The organism is Candidatus Nanopelagicales bacterium (assembly GCA_037045355.1).
Lineage (GTDB): Bacteria > Actinomycetota > Actinomycetes > S36-B12.
On record JBAOHO010000012.1, the window covers coordinates 219,493 to 234,277 of the forward strand.

The 14,785-nt window shown below is 67.0% G+C and carries 15 protein-coding genes; 7 read left to right on the forward strand and 8 right to left on the reverse strand.

The features are described from left to right. Positions 1–7: 7 nt before the first annotated feature. The 3 genes from V9E98_05815 to V9E98_05825 all read right to left on the reverse strand — a co-directional run bounded on the left by V9E98_05815 (position 8) and on the right by V9E98_05825 (position 2,631). A complete protein-coding gene (locus tag V9E98_05815; GenBank protein ID MEI2716498.1) occupies positions 8–340 on the reverse strand; it encodes a PGPGW domain-containing protein in 333 nt (110 codons plus the stop codon). Between the two features lie 24 nt (positions 341–364). Continuing rightward, a complete protein-coding gene (locus V9E98_05820; GenBank protein ID MEI2716499.1) occupies positions 365–1,447 on the reverse strand; it encodes a L,D-transpeptidase in 1,083 nt (360 codons plus the stop codon). 257 nt (positions 1,448–1,704) lie between these two features. After that, positions 1,705–2,631, reverse strand: coding sequence for a patatin-like phospholipase family protein (locus V9E98_05825; GenBank protein ID MEI2716500.1), 927 nt, complete (start codon positions 2,629–2,631; stop codon positions 1,705–1,707). Between the two features lie 143 nt (positions 2,632–2,774). On the opposite strand from V9E98_05825, the gene V9E98_05830 reads away from it, so the two are divergent. Both V9E98_05830 and V9E98_05835 read left to right on the forward strand, forming a co-directional pair. Then, positions 2,775–4,601 carry a 1-acyl-sn-glycerol-3-phosphate acyltransferase gene (locus V9E98_05830; protein ID MEI2716501.1) on the forward strand — a complete coding sequence of 609 codons (1,827 nt, stop codon included), beginning with the start codon at positions 2,775–2,777 and terminating at the stop codon, positions 4,599–4,601. Next, a complete protein-coding gene (locus V9E98_05835; GenBank protein ID MEI2716502.1) occupies positions 4,594–6,057 on the forward strand; it encodes an HAD-IB family hydrolase in 1,464 nt (487 codons plus the stop codon). The genes V9E98_05830 and V9E98_05835 overlap by 8 nt, the downstream gene beginning before the upstream one ends. Before the next feature lie 41 nt (positions 6,058–6,098). Here the strand turns inward: V9E98_05835 and V9E98_05840 are convergent, their stop codons facing one another. Both V9E98_05840 and sulP read right to left on the reverse strand, forming a co-directional pair. Beyond that, positions 6,099–6,857, reverse strand: a complete 759-nt coding sequence (locus tag V9E98_05840) for a HisA/HisF-related TIM barrel protein (protein MEI2716503.1) — start codon at positions 6,855–6,857, stop codon at positions 6,099–6,101. 138 nt (positions 6,858–6,995) lie between these two features. Next, on the reverse strand, positions 6,996–8,681 hold the full coding sequence (sulP, locus tag V9E98_05845; GenBank protein ID MEI2716504.1) for a sulfate permease: 1,686 nt from the start codon (positions 8,679–8,681) through the stop codon (positions 6,996–6,998). A gap of 156 nt (positions 8,682–8,837) precedes the next feature. Between sulP and V9E98_05850 the strand changes: the two genes are divergently transcribed. Together V9E98_05850 and V9E98_05855 are read left to right on the forward strand one after the other, a co-directional pair. Beyond that, complete coding sequence (locus V9E98_05850) at positions 8,838–9,056, forward strand: PLD nuclease N-terminal domain-containing protein (GenBank protein ID MEI2716505.1); 219 nt, start codon at positions 8,838–8,840, stop codon at positions 9,054–9,056. 66 nt (positions 9,057–9,122) lie between these two features. Beyond that, positions 9,123–9,797 (forward strand): DUF2461 family protein, encoded by a 675-nt coding sequence (locus V9E98_05855; GenBank protein ID MEI2716506.1) that lies wholly within the window; start codon positions 9,123–9,125, stop codon positions 9,795–9,797. Here V9E98_05855 and V9E98_05860 read toward each other — a convergent pair. Beyond that, positions 9,768–10,718 (reverse strand): SRPBCC family protein, encoded by a 951-nt coding sequence (locus tag V9E98_05860; protein MEI2716507.1) that lies wholly within the window; start codon positions 10,716–10,718, stop codon positions 9,768–9,770. The two genes, V9E98_05855 and V9E98_05860, sit on opposite strands and share 30 nt — an antisense overlap. 221 nt (positions 10,719–10,939) lie before the next feature. On the opposite strand from V9E98_05860, the gene V9E98_05865 reads away from it, so the two are divergent. Genes V9E98_05865 through V9E98_05875 form a run of 3 tightly spaced genes read left to right on the forward strand, consistent with a single transcriptional unit; the run spans position 10,940 to position 13,613 of the window. Further along, on the forward strand, positions 10,940–11,854 hold the full coding sequence (locus V9E98_05865; protein MEI2716508.1) for an MFS transporter: 915 nt from the start codon (positions 10,940–10,942) through the stop codon (positions 11,852–11,854). After that, positions 11,841–12,347 (forward strand): MFS transporter, encoded by a 507-nt coding sequence (locus tag V9E98_05870; protein MEI2716509.1) that lies wholly within the window; start codon positions 11,841–11,843, stop codon positions 12,345–12,347. The genes V9E98_05865 and V9E98_05870 overlap by 14 nt, the downstream gene beginning before the upstream one ends. 57 nt (positions 12,348–12,404) lie before the next feature. Continuing rightward, complete coding sequence (locus tag V9E98_05875) at positions 12,405–13,613, forward strand: hypothetical protein (protein MEI2716510.1); 1,209 nt, start codon at positions 12,405–12,407, stop codon at positions 13,611–13,613. On the opposite strand, the gene V9E98_05880 is transcribed toward V9E98_05875, so the two are convergent. Both V9E98_05880 and V9E98_05885 read right to left on the reverse strand, forming a co-directional pair. Next, positions 13,576–14,178 (reverse strand): N-acetyltransferase, encoded by a 603-nt coding sequence (locus tag V9E98_05880; protein MEI2716511.1) that lies wholly within the window; start codon positions 14,176–14,178, stop codon positions 13,576–13,578. The two genes, V9E98_05875 and V9E98_05880, sit on opposite strands and share 38 nt — an antisense overlap. Beyond that, complete coding sequence (locus tag V9E98_05885) at positions 14,175–14,768, reverse strand: 1-acyl-sn-glycerol-3-phosphate acyltransferase (GenBank protein ID MEI2716512.1); 594 nt, start codon at positions 14,766–14,768, stop codon at positions 14,175–14,177. The genes V9E98_05880 and V9E98_05885 overlap by 4 nt, the downstream gene beginning before the upstream one ends. Positions 14,769–14,785 lie beyond the last annotated feature (17 nt).

The following is a 14,785-nucleotide window of genomic DNA, read 5'->3' on the forward strand; positions in this document are numbered from 1 at the left end:
ACTCCGATCAGGGGCGGTGAACGAACCACCACCATGCCGCGACCCCCACCGCGACCGCCACCCAGACGGCCATCACGACGATCCACGGCGTCGGAATTCGGCCGATCCAGCCCTTGGCCAATGCCGTGGCTTGGTGACCACGCTCCATGAGGTTGGCAGCCCAGACGAACTCGCTGGACAGGATCGCGATACCGGCGATCACGAAGGGAAGCGTGAAGGGGCCCGGCAGGATGATCAGGACACCACCGATCGCGATCAGGGTGAAGCCGATCGTCAGGACCACGGACTTCCGGATAGGCCGCGGGACCGAGCGCCAGCGCGCCAGCAGGGTCTCACGCATGCCCATTACCTCCGTCGGGACCGGTCAGGCCTTGGAGTTGGCCTTCCAGTCCTTCCAGGAGATGTTCCACGGGCCGCCGGTGCCATTCCAGGTCTCCATGGAGCGGCTACTGCCGGTCGTCACCACCGGATCGCCGACCATGAGGTTGTAGTACATCCATTCACCGTCGGCGTAGGTCAGGTTGGTGCAGCCATGACTGGTGTTGACCGCGCCGACGTTTCCGTTCCAAGGCGCCGCATGCAGGTATTCACCGGTGTCGGTGATCCTCATGGCGAACGGGACCTGGAGGTCGTAGAACTCGTCGGTGACGCCTTCGTTGGTCATGCGCACGACCTCGTTGCGGTCCATGACCACCTTGATGCCCGAGCGGGTGTCGAATCCGGGTCGACCGCCACTGACCCCACCCGTTCGGATGGTCTTGCCGTTCTTCTCGACGTCGTAACTGTGGTCGGCGAGATCGACGTTGACGATCATCTCGCGGCCAGTACTCCACTTCGTGCTCACGTCAGATGATGCCCACTTGTCGTCGGTCACCGGGACACCGGAGAGGTCGGCATCGACCTTGATCGTGCTGTTGGCCGGCCAGAAGTCCTGGCCTCGGTACATGACGGTCTGATCGTCCAACCACGACCACACGCCGTCCGCCGGCTCGCCGTCGACCGTGACAGTCAGGGCTTCCTGGACGTCTTCCTTGCGGTAGACCGGCTCCTCGAAAGTGAGAGAGACGGGCATCCCGACGCCGTACTTGCCGCCCTCGGGGCTCAACCAGGCGTCGACGGTCTCATCGTCAGTGGCGTCACGGACCGTCCACTTCTTCGTCCAGGTGCGCAACCCGTCGGCGCCGTTGGTTTCCAGGCTGAGTCGGTAGGTGCGACCCGGTTCCAGTTTCGGAGTGACCACCTTGCGACGGGTGGACTCGATCTCGATGTCCTGCCCGGCGCTGACGAGTTCGGCCGTGACGATCGCGCCGTTGCCGACCGTGGCCTCAGCCGGCCGGCCCGGGTCGGCCGGGACCGAGAACAGGACCCGGGTCGGCGGCGGCGCGACGGCGGACGTCGCGGCGATGTCGGTGGCCTCGGGTGCGGTGGCAGAGCATGCGGCCAGCAACAGTGTGACGGCGGCCAGGGCGGCGGGGGGCCCGAGTCTCGGTGAGCGTCCGGATCCGGATGACCTCCCGGACGTCAATGACCGGCCGGGTCCCAGGGGCCTCCCGGACCTCAGGGGCCTCCCGGACCTCAGGGGCCTCCCGAATCTCATTGGCCTAGTGTGCGTCATCACCTGCCGATTGGTCACTATCCCTGCGGCGTGTATCGGCTCCCCGCGGCGTGTATCGGCTCCCTTCCGGCGGCGGGACCCGAGGGGCGTCAGCCGCCGGACCAGAAAGCGCGGATTCGACCGGTGTCCGCCTGGGCCTGCCGGGCGCCCATCGCCATCGCATCGGGCACAGTGCGCGGATCCATGAGCGTGGTCAGGTCCGCGTGCTCAGGACCCACGGTGAGAACTTCCGTGCCGCTGGCCGCCAGCGCCTCGAGCTCAGCCTGATAGGCGCCCGGGCGCTGGGTCAGGCCCCCGGGCCGGGGCCCGAGATCGCGAAACGCCTCGCTCAGGGACAGCACGAAGGCCCGTTTTGTCCCGGCGACGAGGTCGGTGTGGATTCCCGATCCGGACACCCCGCCATCCATGCAGTACCGATCGTGGATCAACTGAGGGGCGAACAACCCCGGGACGGTTCCACTCGCCGCGGCGGCCACGGGAATCGGAACACCTGCACGATGGTCGATCACCAGTCGTTCCCCGCTGTAGGCGTCGACCGTCGTGATCCGCAGTGAGGCTGCGGGCCATCGGCGCCGACCGATCATCAAGGTGGCGGTACGACGCATGTTCGCCGCGGGGGCGGCTGCTGCCGCGAGTGCCGCACGACCGATGGCCTGAACGGTCGGCGGTTCCGCGTTGTCAGCGGTGCGGAACAGATCGAGCGCCCGGTTCTGGCTGGGCTTGAGGTTGCCCGCCGGCGCCAGGGCGCTCACCAGTCCGGGTGCGTGCGACAGTAGTTCGACGGTGCGCGCGAAACGGCCCAGGCCCCCGCTGGTGTAGATGGCCGCAATCATCGACCCGGCCGAAGTACCCACGACGCGTTCGGCGCGGGTCAGGTCGACGCCCGCCCGCGCCAGGGTGTTGAGGTACGACACCTGCCAGGCGATGAAGAAGATCCCGCCGCCCCCGAGGACCAGGCCCCGCCTGGTTCCCGCGCCGTACCGTGCCTCGAAGTCGATGGGCAGCGGCAGATCCACGGGCTCAACGGTAGAGGATGGCGGCGCCGGGGGGCGCGGTCGCTATCCGGGTACACGTCTCGAGGTCAGGTGCCACCCGGGCTGTCGTCGGGCATCAGGTGCCCCTCGTTACTAGCGTGGCCGGGTAACCCCTGGGAGGACCCGTGGATCGAGTACTCGACACGCCGCAGTTTCAGCAGACGCTGGAGGAACTGTCGGCGGAGTCCGGGCGCAGTGTGGCCGACCTGCGGCAGGAGGCGGCGGCCGATCTCAAGGAGATGGCCACCAAACCCGGCAAGTTGACGGTGGCCGGCTGGGACCGGTTCTGTCGTTGGCTGGCGCGGGCCTACAAACTGGACTACCGCGACTCCGAGGTCGAACGGTTGAAGAAGCTCAACCGGGAGTCGGCCCTGATCTTCCTGCCGAATCACCGCTCGTATCTGGATCCGCTGGTGCTGCGGTCCGCGCTCGAGCAGCATGGATTTCCACCGAACAACGTGCTCGGTGGCGCGAATCTTGCTCTGTGGCCGCTATCGCTCATCGGCCAACGCAACGGCATCGTCTTCATCCGCCGCGAGTTCCGAGACGATCACCTGTACCGCGCTGTACTGAAGCAGTACCTGGCGCACCTGATCGAGCACCGGCGCAATCTGGAGTGGTACATCGAAGGGGGTCGTACCCGGACGGGCAAGTTGCGGCCTCCCCGATACGGGATCCTCAGTTACGTCGTCGATGCCTTCGCGGAGTACCCCGCACACGACGTGCACATCGTCCCGACATCGATCATCTACGACCAACAGCACGAAGTGGGCGCCATCTCAGCCGAGGAGATGGGCGGAGCGAAGGCGCCCGAGAGTATCGGCTGGTTGTACGACTTCGCCAAGTCCCAGTCGCGGCGGCTCGGGCGCGCGCATCTGAGGTTCGGGGAGCCTCTGTCCCTGCGCAACGCGCTGGAATTGACGGTCGACGACGAAGGCCGGCAGCGCCCTCGGTTGGCGGTGCCGAAAATCGCCTTCGAGGTCGCCGACCGGATCAACGAGGTTACCCCGGTCACCCCGAGCGCGTTGGTCACGTTCGCGCTGCTCGACAACGGGGACCGGGCCATCACGGTCGCTGAAGGCCGCAACATCGTGGCGCCGCTGCTGGAGTACATCAGGCGCCGGGACCTGCCGGTCACCCAGCGGTTCGACCTGACCGACCACGGTCCCCTGCGGGATGCCCTCGACACGCTCGTGCGGGAGTCCGTGGTCTCGAAGTACAGCAACGGCAGCGAATCCGTCTACTGGGTGGAGTTGCAGCACCAACACGAGGCGGCGTTCTACCGGAACACGGTGATCCACCACTTCATCAACCGAGCGATCACGGAACTCGCCTTGATGCAGACTGCGGAAGAGGGATTACAGGGAGCGGACACCATTCCCGAGGCGACGTGGCGCAATGCGAGGCGTCTGAAGGAGATCCTCAAGTTCGAGTTCTTCTTCCCACGGACGCGCAAGTTCGCCGAGCAGATCGCGGAGGAGTCGTCGATCGTCCACCCGGGCTGGGAGTCGGACACGTGGACGAATGCCGGGATTCTCGAACAGTTGCGCGACCTTAAACTGCATCTGGCGCATCGCGTCGTCGGGCCGTTCCTCGAGGCGTACAGCGTCTTGGCCGACGAGCTCGAGGCCTTCCCCGCCGATGCCCTGATCGACGAAGGAGACCTGGTCAACCGGTGCCTGGGACTGGCGCAGCAGCGCTGGCTGCAGAAGACCTTGCACACGCCGGAGTCGATCTCGCGGGACTACTTCAAGAACGCGTTCCAGTTGGCCAAGAATCAGGGCCTGATCGAACCGGACGAGAAGGGCGTGGTGGAGCGGCGGCGCGCGTTCGCCACCGAACTTCGCAATGCCGTCAGACGCGTCGATGACATCCGCAGGCTCGCGCTGGCATCCGGCCAGCCGGTGATGATCGAGCGGGCTGTCCCGGTGGCAGGAGGTTCTCGTGGCTGACATCGAATGGTTGCTCGAGCAGATCGAGACGTCTCCCGAGGGACCGCAGGTCGCGGCATTCTTCGACTTCGACGGCACCCTCATCGACGGTTACTCGGCGGCCGCGTTCTTCCGGCAAAGGCTGCGCAAGGGTGACATCGGACTGCGTGAGTTGCTCTCCACCCTCACGGAGACGATGAACGTCGAAAGGCGGGGGCACGATGTGTCCGAGTTGATGCGGATCGGGGTTCAGGCTCAGGCCGGCCGACCCATCGAGGAGTTGGACCGCTGGGCGCATCGGGTCTTCGCCAAGAGCATCGCGGGGATGTTGTACGAGCAGTCGAGACTGCTCATCGACGCGCACAAACGCCAGGGCCACACGGTCGTGATCGCCTCATCGGCGACACTGCCCCAGATCAAGCCCACCGCGGACGACCTGGGGGTCGATCACATCGTGTGCACCGAGATGGAGGTGGACGACGAGGGATTCCTCACCGGGGAGTTGGCCAGTGACATCCGGTGGGGTGAGGGCAAGGCGAAGGGCGTGCAGGAGTTCGCCGCCTTGCATCGGATCGACCTCGAACAGTCCTTCGCCTACGGCAATGGAGCCGAGGACGTGGCATTCCTGGAGTCGGTCGGTCGCCCGTGCGCGTTGAATCCGGACGAGGAGCTGGCGGAGCAGGCGCGCCGCCGGGGCTGGCCCTCTGCCCGGCTGAAGAACGCTGCGAGTACGTCTCCGCTGGATGTCGTGCGCAGCGCTGCCGCCATCGGCGTCTTCGCCGGCTCGATCGGTGCGGCTGCGGGGCTCGCGGTGCTGAATGGGTCCCGGAGGCTGGGGGCCAATGTGGCGGCCAGCGCTGGGTCCGACCTGGGTTTGGCGGCGGCGGGGGTTCGACTCGACATCGTCGGCGAGGAGAACGCCTGGGCGGAGCGGCCCGCGGTGTTCCTGTTCAACCACCAAAGCCAACTCGACGTGTTCGTACTCGGGGCGGTGCTGCGCAAGGACTTCACGGGAGTCGCCAAGAAGGAACTCGAGTACAACCCGATGTTCGGGCCCATCGGCTACCTGGCGGATGTCGCTTACATCGATCGCAGCAACAACGCTCGCGCCCGCGAGGAGTTGCAGCCGGTGGTGGATGCACTCAAGGCCGGCCGTTCCATCGCGATCGCCCCCGAGGGAACGCGATCACCGACGGCCCGACTGCTGCCGTTCAAGAAGGGTCCCTTCCACATGGCCATGCAGGCAGGGGTCCCGGTCGTGCCGATCGTGATGCGCAACTGCGGCGAGATCATGGCGGCCCACTCCTATGTCATCCACCCGGGCGTCGTGGATGTCGCGGTGCTGCCCCCGGTGTCCACGAAAGGGTGGACCAAGGCGAACATGGAACGCAAGATCGCCGAAGTGCGCCAGATGTACTTGGACACCCTCGCCGATTGGCCGGAGTCCGATGAGGACGTGGCCCGGATCGTGACCTGAAGTCCGGCGTGGGGCGTTGCGTCAGGCCAGAGGGTCGGGTGTCAGGGACGCGGCGGGGCCCATTCGTAGGGGTCGAACCGTGGCTGGGCGGCGGCGATCGCCTCTTCGTAGGTAAAGCGGCCGGAGTACAGGGGCTCATCGATCACCGCGGCCTCGAGCCTGGGCGCCAGATCCTCGAGATCGTGCAGGTCGGACAGTTTGTCGATCCCGCCCTGCGCCCACACGGGGTGTTTCACCGACTCGCACACCCCTGCCAGGACATGCTTGCCGTTGTGGTGCCAGTGACCCCTCTTGGTCGCCTCGATCACCAGGTACCTCGGACATCCGTGTGAGTCGAGGTCAAGGACGGTGTCCCACAGGTCGGCCACCGGCTGCCCGGTGGGATCGGCGATGTCGCTGCCGTGCACGTTGAGTCCGGCGACCACGTGTTGCCCGTGGTCGGCGAACACGCCATAGAGCCATTCCCGATCCGCCGAGGCGACGTCGATGATCACTTTGGCGGCACCCGTGGAGAGCGCCTGGTCGAGTGTCGCCTGGTCGTGGATGCCGCCTCCGACCACGAAGTGCGCGTTGTGCCCGTGGTGGATCGCGTCTTTGATGATGGCGCCGTTCGATCCCGTCGCGGCGTGCGCATCACCGTCGATCAGGCAGATGACGTGCGCCCCCTGTTTGCGCCAGCCGTTGACGGCGTCGAGGACACTGCCCTGCGCGGTCTCCAGGCCGGGCCCTGGGGTGGGCGGGAGCGGACATGATCCGCCGGTGACGGTGATGGCGGGGATGGGCATCAGGGTTCGGGCCATTCCGCCACGCTACCGGGAAGGTGGGGCTCGGTGCCGACGACCCCGGCGCTTGTGCCCGCGGGAACTACTCGGGGCTTGACCGGGCTTGACCGGGCTTGACCGCGCTTGACGGGGCTTGCGGCGGTTAGGCGGGGATCGTCAGGTGCGGTGGTGTGCCTCGCGGTACGCCGCCACGAGGGTGGGCAAAGTTGCGTAGATGTGGGCGTCGCCGATTCCTTCGTAGAGTCCCGCGAGCTCGAGTTGGTCCAGGAGTTCCCTCTTGGCCCGGACGAGGCACACGGTCAGCCCCTGCTGTTGGAGATCGGTGACGAGCGACCCCAGTACCGCCGTGGCCGTGGAGTCGATGTCGATGATGGCTTCGCAGTTCAGGGCGAACCACTCGAGTTCTGGTTCCCGTTCGGCGACGACGCGTAGCGCTTCGTGCTTGAAGTCCTGGGCATTGGCGAAGAACAGGGGGGAGTCGTACCGGAAGATCAACAGCCCGGGTTCCTCGGCGGAGTCGGGGAAGTCCTCGATGTCGTGCATTCCGGGAATCCCGCGCACGAAGCCCAGCACGGCCGAGTGCGGGCGGGCGACCCGGGCCAGCATCGCCAGAACTGACAGGCCGACGGCGACCAGCACGCCGTAGAGGATGCCGACCACCAAGACGGCCACCGCTGTGATGAGCGCGAGAGCGAACTCCACCTTGCTGTAGCGCCACAGCCAACGGAACTCCTTGAGGTCGATCAGCCGCAGGGCCGCGTAGATGATGAGCGCTGCCAAGCCCGCCTTGGGCAGAAAGGAGAGTACAGGCGCGGCCACGAGCAGAACGATGACGACCCCCGCCGCCGCGACCAGTGAATAGCCCTGCGACCGCGCTCCGGAGGTCTGCGCCAAAGCCGTCCGACTGCCGCTGCTGGACACGGCCATCCCCTGCAGGAGTCCGGCCCCGAGGTTGCTGAAGGACATCGCCCGCAACTCCGCCTGGGGATCGATGGTGTCGTGGTGCTGCCGGAACGCTCGCCCCGTCAGAACCGTGTCGGTGAAACCGACCAGGGTCACGCCGGCGGCTCCGAGGATCAGCAACTGAAGGTCGGCCGTATCCACTTGCGGGAGCATCGGCACGGGGAATCCCTGGGGAACAGTGCCGACGAGTGGGATTCCCAGCCCCGCGAGATTCATCGCCGCAGCCAACAAACCACCCAAGGCGACGGCGATCAGGGGTCCTGGTATGCGTTCGTCGATTCGCGGCAGCACGTACAGCAAGACCAGGACCATGGCGGACAGGACCAGCACCGACACGCTGGCAGTCGGCAGTGCCGCCACGGCCTGCGCCAGATGCAGATGGAGTTCGTCGGCGGTGGTGGAGATCCCCAGGAAGTTGTCGATCTGCCCCTCGATCATGAGCACACCGATCCCGGCCATGTACCCGACCATGACCGGTCGGGACAGGAGGTCCGAGATGAACGAGACCCGGACGAGCCCGACGAGCAGGCCGATCACACCGACGGCGATCGCGAGCGCCGCAGCCAGGCCGGCATAGGCATCGGGATCCCCGGCGGCCATGGGGGCGATCGTTGCGGCTGTCATGAGTGCGACGCTGGACTCGGGGCCCATGCTCAGGACCCGCGACGATCCCAGGAACGCGTAGAACACCAGCGCGGGCACGGCGGCCCACAGCCCGACGATGGCCGGGAGGCCGGCCACCGTCGCATAGGCCATTACTTGGGGGACCAGGTAGGCGGTGATGGTCAGCCCGGCGATGACGTTGCCGCGCTCCCATGGGCGTAGCTCACGGTTCCAGCCCGGCAGTACCCGCTGCACGAACGTGGAGTCGTCGCTCACGATCTCCAGCGTGGCACAGCGACGCCGCCCGCCGACGGCCCTTCCCGCGATGCAATCGCACCCCTGACATCCGGGTGTCGCCTTACGACATCCTGGTGTCGCCCTACGACATCCGCGTGTCGCGCGACCCATCACGGCTGCGACTAGCGTGAGGGTATGGCCAAGGCGAACTGGGACGACATGTCCGGCAGACAGCGGACTCTGATCGTGGTCGGTACTGCGGTCGAGGTGGTGGTGACCACGGTGGCGGTGGTCGATCTGGTGCGGCGACCCCGGGAGCGCGTCCGCGGTCCCAAGCTGCTGTGGGCGGCCGGCTTGTTCGTCCAGCCGGTCGGGCCGGTGCTGTATCTCACTGTCGGGCGACGGCGCGGGTAGGACCCACCAGCCGACCCTGGGGACAACTCCGGCACCGTCCGCAGACGCGTGTCTACTGTGCCGCGCATGACTGCATTCACTGGATTCCCCGACGACACCTGGACCCTTCTTCCCCGCATCGGATCACACGACCGACGCTGGCTGGCCGAGCATCGCGACACCTACCGGGAGTCGGTCCTCGAACCAGCCCGCGTTCTCGTCGCTGCGCTGGCCGACCCGTTGCGCGCCGCCGTATCTCCCGGGTTGCAGGCGGTGCCCAGCGTGAACGGTTCCATCGCCCCTGTCATCAACGATGCGCGTTTCGCCACGGCCACCGAGTGCAAGGATCACGTCCTGTTGCGGTTCTGGGAGGGCGACGACAAGTACTCGAGCAGCACCCTCAGCCTGCGTCTGTCCGCCAACGAGATCGAGTTCGCCGCGGGCCGCCGTTTCGATCCCAGCGCCATTCCGGACTATCGGGCGGCTGTCGCCGGACCCGCAGGTGTCGCGTTGGCCGGGATCCTGGCGGAACTTCGGACAGCTCGGCCGGCACTACGCATCACCGAGCCAGAACTGCGCCGAGTGCCCGCTGGGTATGACCCGGAACATCCGCAGGCCGATTTGTTGCGGCATCGCTCGCTGCGCGTGGGCTGGGTCGAGTCCCGGCCACGCTGCACGACCGGCCAACGATTCGTCCCGTGGATCACCCGCCGGGCGGCGTTGCTGGCAGATCTACACGGTTGGTTGCGTGACTGCTGCTGACGCGGAAGATCCGTCCACAGATCCCCAGCGGTCCACCATGCGCCGCAGCACGCGCCGCCAGGCATGCCGGAAGTAGTCGCTTACCTCGTCCCAGTCGCTACCCCTCCCGATGCCCTGGTGCGTGATGTCGACCCTCGTTCCGCCGTCCGCCCTTTCTCCGTTTTCGACGCCGGTGAACTCGACCACGACCCAGGTGAGCGCCCGCCCCACGCTCAGGTGACCGGGAGTGTTCCAGCTGAACGACAGCATGCGGTCAGGGACGTAGCTGAGGATTTGGCAACCCGCGGAGCCCCGGTTGCCGTCGTCGTTCTCAGGTAGGAACAACAATTCGAAAGCGCCGCCGACCCGCAGGTCGATGTGCGCTTCGGGGACGGGCCACCAGGAACGCAGCCGGTCACCGTCCGTCCATGCCGCGAAGGCGGTGGCCGGGTCCGTCCCGATGGTGGTGGCGGCGGCCACCGCGCGGAAGTCGCGTCCTGTCGCGGTGATGCGCGGGGCATCGACCACCTGCAGATACTGGGCGGTCATCGGCGGAGTCATGACCTCGAGCATCACCCGGTTCTCCACCCACATCTCGATCACCTCGAACCCGCCCCGGTCGAGGATCTCCGCCTGCCATCCGGCAGCTGCGGCGATCTCCAAGACCTGCGACTCCGTGCGTTGCACGGATAGCGCGGCGTGGGTCGCCGTGTGCCGTTGCGCGAAGTAGTTGCGGGCGAACCGAGCCTGGGTGCCGGGGTCCGGTGACATCTCGGTGCCCTGGGGGTACACCTCGATCGCCGTCCCGAAGCCGTCGGGGGCCCACGCGATGAATCCGCCGGGCCACGGCCCGAAGTGACTGACCCGGCCGCCGATCAAGCCCGCGAGAATGGTGGCGACCGCACGCGGCTCATCGACTGCGAACGAAACGTGATGCAGCATCCGTTCACTGTGCCACGAGTCACGCTGCCTCGAGCTGTGATCGGGCCGGGACACATCGAGTACTCGAGGTGTCGGTGCCCGGCGTCGGGGCACACCGAGGGTGAGGACGCGGGCGACGGTGGCCGACGAGCGGGACACGGTCGGCGGGCGGGAAACGACTCGACGAGCGGGGAACGGGTCGACGGGCGGGACACGGTCGGCGCGGAGAGGAAAGGAGACCGATGCATATCGAACGGGACGCGGGCACGCGTATGGCGTACGCCACGGCGGCCACGTGGGCCTTCTTCCTCTACTTCCTCGGCCCCGCCACTCCCCTGATCGCCCAACAGCTGGATCTGCCGTTGCAGGTGGCTGGCCTCACGGGCATCTGTCTCGCCGCCGGCCTGATCACCGCCGGATTGTTGGGGCATCGCGTCATCGCGCGCTGGGGACGGCGGCGCACGGGAATCGGTGCCGCGCTCGGCCTGGCCGGTGGATGCCTGGCTTTGGTGGTGGCCCCCACTTTCGTCGTGATCCTGCTGGCAGTGGCCTTCAGTTCGGCCACCGGATCAATGCTCATGAACGTCGCCACCGCCGCACTCGCGGATCGGCATGGCCCGTCCGGCCCACGGGCGATCACCGAGGCGAACGCCGCGGCAGCGTGGGTGGGACTGCTGTCCCCGTTACTCATTGCCGCGGCTGTCGGTATCGGGTTCGGCTGGCGCGCGGCCGCGCTGGTTATTGCCATCACCGCGGTTGTCGTTGCCGGGGCGTTGGCCCGGGTGCATCTGACCGAACACCCCGGCCGCACCACCGTATTCGCCGTGGCCGACAGCGCCGTGGATGCGGAGCCCAGCGGGTCGCCCCCCAGCGGGTCGCCCTCCAGCGAGTCGGCCTCCAGCGGAGCTGGAAGAGGGCGGATCCCCCGCCGTGACTGGGCCTTCCGTGACTGGGCCTTCCGTGACTGGGCCTTCCGTGACTGGGCCTTCCGTGACTGGGCCCTCCGTGAATGGGCCCTCCGTGACTGGGCCCTCCGTGACTGGGAAGGCGCCGATGGGTCCACTCCCGGCGGCCTTCTCCGTCAGCCTCGTCGCCGTCGTGGCAGCGGTGGGTACGGAGATTTCGCTGAACTTCTGGGGAGCGGTGCTGATCAGTGACAACACCGGGTCCGACCTCGCGGTCGCCACCGCTCTGCTCAGTCTGCTCATCGCCGGAATCGCGGTGGGCCGCACGCTCGGGGCCGGCCTGACGCGCCGCTGGTCGGTCACACGATTGATCCTGGGCAGCCTGTTGCTGGCCGGGGCAGGCTTCCTCATCGTGTGGTCGGCCACAGCCCTCGAGGTCGCCGCCGTCGGGCTGTTCGTCACGGGCGTCGGATTCGCCCTTCTGTTCCCCCTCACTTCCAGCGTCGCCATCGGACACGCTCACGGGCGCACGGACAAGGCGATCGCCATCATCGCCGTGGTCATGGGGCTGACGATGGGTGCCGCCCCGTTCGCACTCGGCGCGCTCGCGGGAGCGGTCGGTGTCACCGCGGGCTTTGCGGTCGTCCCCCTCCTGCTGCTCGTGGGCGCGGGTGCTGTTGTCGTGGCGAATCGTCTGTCCGGGAATCGCGTTCCCAACGGCCCCGCGACACACCCCGACAGGTGACGGCGGGTCCGCGGCGGCGGGTGACAATGAGGGGCCAGCGACATCCCGGAGGGCGACGTGGGCGGCTCCACCAAAGTGCCGGCGAAGTTCATCGCCGCTGCGGTGGGGGCTGTCCTGCTTCTGGTCGTCGCTTTCACCACGCCGTTCAGCGACTCCGCCGGCGCTGAGACGGGCGATTCGCAGGTTGCTGCCGCTCCTGCCCAGTTGGGCGACGGCGCAGCCGTAGCGCAGGCGGCTCCGGGAGTCATGTCCCCGCCGGAGTCCCAACCGGCAGCCGACCTGCCCCAACCGGCCCCGGGTAGCCAACCTGTTCAGACCATCGTCGTGTCGGTGGACGGCGGGTGCGAGACCGCCGACGGCACCATGCAGAAGTTCATCGATGTCGGGCAGCAAGTCGGAGGCCGGTTCACCTTCTTCATGTCCGGCTTGTGCCTGCTCCCGGACTCCCAGCGGATGATCTACCGGCCACCGGGCAAGTTGCCCGGCACATCGGATGTCGGATTCGCCACCCCAGAACTCGTGGCCGAGCGCATCCGGGTCTTCTCCGAGATGTACCGCCGCGGCCACGAGATCGGCACCCACTTCCTCGGCCACTTCTGCGGTGCGAGCGGCGTCGATACCTGGACCACGGAGCAGTGGACCGACGAGATCCGCCAAGCCAAAGAACTGCTCGATACCTGGCCACGCAACAATCCACAGGTCCCTGAGTTCCAACCCCTGCCGTTCGATTCCACGGTGATCGCCGGAGATCGGACCCCCTGCCTCGAAGGGCAACGCGACGAGATGTGGCCGGCGTTCATCGCCGAAGGTTTCCGTTATGAGGCGTCGGACCCCGGTGTGCTGCAGTGGCCCCGCAAGGTGGCGCAGGGGCAGTTGTGGCAGTTCCCGCTCCCGGCGCTGAAGCTCGGTGGCACGGACAAATGGGTGCTGTCGATGGACTACAACCTGCTGGTCAACCAGACCAACGGCGAGACCGAGGTCGATCCCGCGCAGTGTGCGCAGGTCGAGGAGCAGACTTATCAGACATTCATGGAGGCGCTGGACGGCGTGTACAACGGCAACCGGGCACCGCTGTTCCTCGGCAGCCATCTGAACTCCTGGGCGTGCAGCGCCTACATCAACTCACTGCAGCGCTTCATCGTCGATGCCAAGGCCAAGTACCCGGATGTCCGATTCGTCAGCAACATCGACTTGGCGAACTGGCTCGACGCCATGGATCCCGCCACGCTCAAGGAGCTTCAGAAACTTCCCGAGCAGCGCTACTGACGTCTGATGGTGCCGGCGGCCGCGTCGTGACTTCCGGTGGCCGCGCCATGACATGGTCGGACTCGACCGAGTTTCCCAAGGCGAATGTCTTGCTGCCGACGATCTCGAAGTGGTGCCTGCGGTAGAACGCGATGGCTCGTTCGTTCGCCTCATTCGTTCCGAGCCAGATCAGGTCGTAGCCGTGGGTGCGGGCATGGTGCAGGCAGGTCCGCATCAGGTGATCCGCCACTCCGCGCCCATGCCAGGAGCCATCGACATAGATGCGTTGCAGTTCGACCGGGTTTCGAGCGTCGAGGTCCGCGGGGGGTGCCACCTGACCCACCAGCATGGCGTAGCCCACCACCGTGTCGGCGGCCTCGGCCAGGTAGAACACAGTCCCTGTGGACTGAAGCTCCCGGGCGAGGGTGTCGACCGTCAATCGGGTGCTGATGTACAGCGCGATATCAGCCGCAGTCGATTGCGGGGGGCACGCGAGGGGAAACGTGCGAGCTGCGATGTCGGCCAGTGCCGCGCGGTCCTGGTGCGCCGCACGCCTGATCGTGACGGGTGGCCCGGAATCCGTCACGGCATCGCCAACTGCTCGGGATCCTCCTCTGCCCGCAACCGAGGCTCACGGACCTTGCTGGGGTCGACGCCACGTTTGTCCGCGAAGAACGCCCGCACGCGGTCCATGTCGGCCCGCACATCCCCGGTCACGGCGAAAGTCGGTCCCCAGGTGACAACCTTCGTGGGGCCGTCGGGCGCCACCAGGATGAGCGGGATCCCCGTGGTCTGAGCGAGCCGGTAGAAGCCGGACTTCCAGTAGTCGACCGGCTTGCGGGTCCCCTCGGGGGTCAGAACCAACTGGAAACCCCGACCCGAGTCGGCCAGATGGACGAGCTCGTCGATCAAGCCGGCCGGGTTGTCCCGGTCGACGGGGATAGCTCCCACGGACCGCCAGAAGAACCCGAAAGGCCCATCGACGACCTCTCGTTTGATCAGGAACCGGATCCTCAGATCGTTGCTCCAGGCAACCGCCAGCATGAGCACACTGTCGAACCCCGAGGTGTGGGGAGCCCCCACGAAGATGCGGGTGTCGTCCGGTGATGGGGCGGGTCCGGTCACGCGCCACCCTGTCGCCTTCAGCACGCCCGCGCCGATGAACCTGCGGACCACGGATCCTCCTCACTGTT

Excerpts from the sequence above, each read along its gene's own strand:
- V9E98_05815 (MEI2716498.1), bottom strand. The coding sequence starts at position 340 with ATGCGTGAGACCCTGCTGGCGCGCTGGCGCTCGGTCCCGCGGCCTATC.
- V9E98_05840 (MEI2716503.1), bottom strand. The coding sequence starts at position 6,857 with ATGGCCCGAACCCTGATGCCCATCCCCGCCATCACCGTCACCGGCGGA.
- V9E98_05850 (MEI2716505.1), top strand. The coding sequence starts at position 8,838 with ATGGCCAAGGCGAACTGGGACGACATGTCCGGCAGACAGCGGACTCTG.
- V9E98_05855 (MEI2716506.1), top strand. The coding sequence starts at position 9,123 with ATGACTGCATTCACTGGATTCCCCGACGACACCTGGACCCTTCTTCCC.
- V9E98_05860 (MEI2716507.1), bottom strand. The coding sequence starts at position 10,718 with ATGCTGCATCACGTTTCGTTCGCAGTCGATGAGCCGCGTGCGGTCGCC.
- V9E98_05865 (MEI2716508.1), top strand. The coding sequence starts at position 10,940 with ATGCATATCGAACGGGACGCGGGCACGCGTATGGCGTACGCCACGGCG.